At 32.8% G+C, this 6,181-nt stretch carries 5 protein-coding genes and 1 riboswitch; of the genes, 4 read left to right on the top strand and 1 reads right to left on the bottom strand.

From position 1 onward, the window contains the following. Positions 1-106: 106 nt before the first annotated feature. From FC72_RS03145 to FC72_RS03130, 4 genes are all read left to right on the top strand, one after another. The gene (locus FC72_RS03145; protein WP_057764684.1) at positions 107-1,198 is read left to right on the top strand and encodes a DUF3324 domain-containing protein; all 1,092 of its coding nucleotides are present in this window, start codon (positions 107-109) and stop codon (positions 1,196-1,198) included. An 88-nt stretch (positions 1,199-1,286) separates the two neighbouring features. Then, positions 1,287-2,267 carry a WxL protein peptidoglycan domain-containing protein gene (locus FC72_RS03140; RefSeq protein ID WP_057764682.1) on the top strand — a complete coding sequence of 327 codons (981 nt, stop codon included), beginning with the start codon at positions 1,287-1,289 and terminating at the stop codon, positions 2,265-2,267. 2 nt (positions 2,268-2,269) lie between these two features. Then, positions 2,270-3,304, top strand: a complete 1,035-nt coding sequence (locus tag FC72_RS03135) for a DUF916 domain-containing protein (RefSeq protein WP_057764680.1) — start codon at positions 2,270-2,272, stop codon at positions 3,302-3,304. Between the two features lie 3 nt (positions 3,305-3,307). Next, positions 3,308-4,339 (top strand): acyltransferase family protein, encoded by a 1,032-nt coding sequence (locus FC72_RS03130; RefSeq protein ID WP_083480736.1) that lies wholly within the window; start codon positions 3,308-3,310, stop codon positions 4,337-4,339. Between the two features lie 45 nt (positions 4,340-4,384). Here the strand turns inward: FC72_RS03130 and FC72_RS03125 are convergent, their stop codons facing one another. Further along, positions 4,385-5,908 (bottom strand): helix-turn-helix domain-containing protein, encoded by a 1,524-nt coding sequence (locus FC72_RS03125; RefSeq protein WP_057764676.1) that lies wholly within the window; start codon positions 5,906-5,908, stop codon positions 4,385-4,387. Between the two features lie 89 nt (positions 5,909-5,997). Further along, positions 5,998-6,176: riboswitch (Lysine riboswitch) on the top strand. Positions 6,177-6,181: the final 5 nt, after the last annotated feature.

The following is a 6,181-nucleotide window of genomic DNA, read 5'->3' as shown; positions in this document are numbered from 1 at the left end:
ACCGAACGTTTCTATACTGGAGCTCTTTTAATGTGGAGTTATGTCACAACCCCTTTTGTATGATGTAGTAGAAGTTATTTTTAAGATTCTGTGGGAGGAATTTGTTATGAAAAGAGTATCTAAAAGAACTCTATTCGTTTTTTTTGCAATATTTGGCTTGATAATTTCAAGTTTTGCAACGATTCAAACAGCCCAAGCTGCATCTGGTGAATATTCTATTAAACCAGAGGCTAGTGCTGATGAAGTTAATATTGATAATGGTACTTATGTTATTGATGGAGATCCAGGTCAAAAAGTTCAAGTCAAGATAGGTGTAATAAATAAGGCTGGGAAAACACGTAGATTTGTTATTAATGCTAATACGGCATATACAACAAATAGTGGTCAGCCTGGTTACGATAGGACTAAAGTAAAGGATCCTAATTTAAAGATTCAAACACGTGATGCAATTGCTCCAAATCATATTATTGCTACTGTTGATCCGGGTAAAGAATTGATTATTCCGGTTACATTAACAATACCAAAGAAGAGTTTTAAGGGTTACATTATGGGTGGTTTTAATGTTAAACCATATAAGGAAAAGGCTAAGGGTACTGTTAGTGCAAATGGTACATTGATTAAGAATAAATTCAGTTATTCTATACCTATTCAAATTCACCAGAAGTCTAGTGAGAATCAGGATCCTAAATATGCGATAAATGTTGTTAAACCCGCGTTAGTTCCTGACTCTAGCAAACAAAGAGTAGGTGTTAAGGCAAACGTTCGTAATTCAAAGAATGGTTTCATTGCAAGTATGGATTCTAAAGCAACTGTAACTAAGAAAGATGACAAGAGCTTTAAAATTACTGAATCACACTCAGGTCAATCTATTGCACCAACTTCAAATTATGATTATTCAATTTCATGGGGTAAGAAACCTATGAAGGCTGGTAACTATCATTTGAAGTTAGTTTATAAGACCAGTGATAACATCAAAGGTTGGACACTGAATAAAGACTTTACTATTACAAATGCTCAAGCTGCTAAGTACAACAAGTTAGCGGGTATCAAGCCTAACTACATGTGGCTATATATTCTTCTTGGTATTTTATTACTTGCTATTATTCTAGGACTAGGTATTTATCTTGGAAAGAGAAATAATAACAAGAATAATGATGGTAATACACCAAATAAACCAACAAGAAGACGTCGTCGTTAATTTAAAAAAAAGAAGGCTGTTCCAAGACTTGGAACGGCTTTTTTAGTATTATCATAGGTGTAGAGATTAAAGAATATGGGGCACAAAAATGAATAAGAGATTGAAATGTATTTTATTATTTCTCACCTGTTTTATTTTAGGAATAATTGCAAATCCCACTAGCGTTTCAGCTGATATTAAAGGTATTGCTGTAACGCCACTAATATCCGATTCTGATATTACTGATCGCTTTCAGATTATTAGCAAGGGTGGGGAAAATAGAGAATTAAAAATATCAATAAGTAATTTTAATAGCGCAACTATTGATTTAATAGTTGCACCTACAAATGCTACAACTTCTTCTGATGGAAAATTGGTTTTTACTGATATGGTAAAAAAGGGAGACTATGATTTGCAATATTCATTTGCAAGCATGACTAAAACACAAAAAGTATCCGTTAAAGCTAATCAAACTAAGGATTTAACATTTAAAGTTAAGTTACCAAAACATAAGGTAAAGGGACTAATTATTGGTGGCTTTAATATTTATGAGAGTACAAGTAACTACAACGGTACTGCCAATGTCCCCGTATGGATAACCGGTGACAACAAAGCCGTAGGTGGTATTCTAAAAGCCTACAATCTAACATTAGGCGTTCAAAACTATCAACCGCATATGTATGTCAATCTACAAAATGATCAGCCTGGTCTAATGAAAAACGTTGTAGTTCATATGACTGTAAAGCGTCAAAGCTGGCTTGATCGTTTTAATTTAGGCCCTAAGAAGATGATTGCCGATCTTCGTTATCCAAAGATTGCACCTAATTCCAAGGTTCCAATTGATTTCAATCAAAATCAAACACCTATTGCACCTGGTACTTATAAGATGAATGGTGTAGCAAGAAGTGGGAAGACTGTTTGGAATTTCCATAAGACTTATAAAATATCTCAAAGTGACGCTAATAAGATAAACTCTAAGTCTCGTAATTTAATTTACGATAAGACTTTGACATATATCTTAATTAGTGGTGTTCTAGTAACATTAATAGTATTTATTTTTTGGGGAATTTGGTATCAGAACAGGAGTTAGACATGAAAAAACTCATAGTATTTTTATCAATGTTTATATTTGCTATACCTTTGCTTAATCAAACAACAAAAGTAGAAGCAGCAGGAGACAAATCGTATTCGATTCAATCGGTTTTGCCTGACAATCAAATAGATAAGAATGAATCTTACTTTGATTTGAAAGTAGAACCTAACAAAGATCAAACTTTGAAAATCATCATTTTCAATACTGGTAGCAAGAGCATTAAGGTTACTGCTGAAGTAAATAACGCTTATACTGCTGATTCCGCAACTATTGGCTATGACAAATACAATAAATCAACGTATAAGAACGATTTACCGGAACTAAGCTCATTAGTCGAAGGTTCACGTAAACAGACTGTAAGCTTAAAAGCAGGCGAATCTAAGGAAGTTAGCTTCAAAGTTAAATCACCTGATAAAGAATACAAGGGAATTATTCTAGGTGGTGTAACAACTATTGCTAATGTATCGCCAACTAAATCAAAGAATTTGAACATTCAAAATCAAGTCCGTTATGTTAAAGGTGTCGTTTTACGTTCTAAAGATGACGCTGTAAATCCGGATATGCACATGACTGATGCCTTTCCAAAAGCTGTTTCAGGTAGTAAGGGAATAGCTTTCAGAATGGATAATACGGCGCCAATCAATATTAATGATGTTAAAATCAAGTCAAATATCAAACATAATTCTAGAGATTTAAAGTATCATGCTAAGAATTTACAGATAGCACCTAATTCACAGTTTGATTACTTTATTCCAATCGACGATTTCACTGCCGGGACTTATAAGGCTAAAATCACTTTAACCGGTAAGAATGGCTTTAAAAAGACGTTTACTAAGACGATCAGTGTATCTAAGACTGATGTAAAGCAAGTTGAAAAACAAACTCAACCAGCTAAACAAAACAACTTCCAATGGATCATTATCCTTGTAGGAATTGTTATATTGATAGCTGTCGCATTGTGGATGTATCTATATTACTCACAAAGAAACGATGGAAATTCAAAACACGGAAAATCAACCCGTCGCAGAAAGTAAATTATGAGAAAAACAAGAAATTCAAATATTGAGCTACTTAGAATAATAAGTATGCTTTTTATTACGTTGCATCACTTTAGTCTCTGGGCGCAGGGTGGACGAAGTGACTATTTGATCGCTCACAATAATTTGTGGTCGGCCTTTTGGTCACTTTTTTATTTACCTTTAGGAGATATAGGTGTTTATGTATTTGTGATGATCACAGGCTTTTATTTAGGAACGAGGGATATTTCAATTAATAGATCCATCAAAAAAACTTTGAAAGTATATGCAGAAGTATATTTTTACAGTATTTTATTTTTAGTATTAGCTATTAATTGGCAAAGTCCAGTCAAACCAAATAAACTCTGGCAATCACTAATGCCTGTGACATTCAATCAATATTGGTTTGTCAGTGGATATGTGATTTTAATGTTATTGATTCCCTTTATCAATCGATCGATTCAAAACTTGACTAAAAAGCAATTTGGATATTTGTTAGTTATAATGTCCACAATTTGTGGTATTTTTCCACTTGTTGATAATAATATTGCTTCGGAATCGGTTGGATTGGGTATTTTATTAACAGCTTATTTATTTGGAGCCTTTGTTTCAAAATTTATCCACAGAAATTGGTGGAACTTTTTGATTGGCTTTGTGTTATTCACAATAAACACAGTAGTTATCTACATAATCATGTATTATCAAATTCAATTGACTAGAGATCGTTTTACAAATATTTATACGGGAATCTTTGCTTTACTTGCGGCTTTTGGATTATTCTTGATTTTTATCAACCTCAAACCAGGATTTCATGTTTTATTCAATCAAGTGGCTAGACATATGTTTTCTGTGTATTTAATTACTCAAAATGTATTCGTCTTAAAAGTTTTGTGGAGAAATTTTTATTTTAGAGAATTAAACAACTTAGTTCAGGTAAATATAAATGGTCTTGGTGTAGTATTGTTAATAATGCTAGCCTGCTACCTGATAGATATAGTTAGATCATTGATTTTTAAATTGGTCAGCTTAATTAAAATCTCAACGGAAAAATAAATACCGCACGTAATCAAATGTGATTACATGCGGTATTTTTATTTATTATTTTACTTTTTTACGTTTTTTCTTCATCTTATCAACTTTGCTCTTTAGTTTAGCTACATAAATTTTATTGAGTCTAATCATAAGATAAATATAATCTGATCTAGTTGAAGATATATCCCAAGGCATAACTACCAAACTATCTGGGTATTTCTTTAATTCTTCTTTAGTTGGGAATATATCAAGTGTTGTTATCAAGACATCGACATTCTCGTAAGTAGTGATTGGTACAATTTCAGCGAAGTCTAGCGAACGGATATTTCTAGAAATAACGGCTTCAATCGGATTACCGGGATCAGCCAATAATTTGACGTGGATAATATCGCTCTCTTTAATTGTAGAAATATAACTTGGGAGAACCTTGAACAAGTCTCTAGCAATATTTTCAGCGGCGTTATAAACACCTGGGTATTTTTCAGAATCAACATTGCTAAAGAACTCGTAAACATCTTGGTATAACGAAGTGTACTCTTTTGTATCTTCAGGAGAATCATCATAATGGCTCCATCTAATTAAAGAATCAGGTGCCATTATGTAGTAAAAGATTATTTCACGTGTAACGAAGGTCATGATATTTGTAAGAATCTTCTGGTTACGATAAACACTCATGTCATCGTTATAACGCTCTTTGAGAAAATCAACGAATCGATAGACGATTCCATAGAACTTAGAGTTGATTTTGAAGTTTAGGTTAATCGGTTTATCACTGTCGGTCTCACCAGCCTCAAACACTACTTCTTTAAAGAGATTAATAAATTTATTTTCTTCATCCAAGGCATTGATCGGTACTAGTGTATAAAATTCAGGTTTTAGAATTTGACCGCCAATATCTTTGTCTTCAAAAACTTCATTAAATTTGCCCATATCTTTGATATAGCAACGTTTGGTTATTCTTATTTGTGAGATTGCAATCAGATATTCGAGTTGAAGTGTAGCAATGGGATTATCAAAATGGATATTCGCGTCATTAATAATTTTTTTGATGTTATTTTCTTGTATAAATGAAAATGGCCATTTTAGACCGTGATATACCTGCCAATATACAAAGTAAGACATCCAACGAATGTTTTTTTCATCGCCTTTGATTTCTAGGGTAGAGTTCGAGATCTTAAGGCCAAAGTTTTTTAGGAAGATTCTAAAGTTAGACATTTTACGGTTCAAAATAGATTTACTTGTAAAGTGGTCGTTACTAAAGGCTTCTAAAGAAGGATTTGGACTTGTTAATCCATAATTAAAGGCTTGAAAAACAATAGCATTCTCAACCAAATACAGACGGTATTTGTCCACAGAAAGTTTGTCGAAATCGATGGCTTCAATTTTTGTTACCTTCGGATCTAGGTCGGGAACTAATTCCAACAAATCATTTAGCAGAGCTTGAAAAATGTTGTATATTTTTTGATAAGAAAATTCCATTCGATTACCAATGTTGCTTAAGTTTAATTCTTGAGGAGGCAATGATTTAATTACGGTAAACATGTTGTACTTTTCAACTTCTTGCCTCACTAAAAATACTTGTTCTAACATAATCTGATTCTCCCAAATAAAATGAAGTTAAAACACACGAATTTAATAACCTACTTGATACTATGTTAACATTTATTTATAATGTTTTGTAATCAGATAGAGGTGCATTTTCAATTAGTCACATTTTTCGAGTACGTTAGGGTACTTTGACAAAAATGTAAAAGGTGAAATTGCCGAAACGAACTCGCCCCTAATGGTGTGTTTTGTTGGGACGTTACTTAATAAGTAGCGGACTGTCGCAATTTAATTGCGTTGAGCTATTGATCATTTGGA

It is taken from the genome of Companilactobacillus tucceti DSM 20183 (assembly GCF_001434665.1).
GTDB lineage: Bacteria > Bacillota > Bacilli > Lactobacillales > Lactobacillaceae > Companilactobacillus > Companilactobacillus tucceti.
The sequence above is the reverse complement of the archived record's forward strand: the minus strand, read 5'-3'. Positions and strand labels throughout refer to the sequence as shown.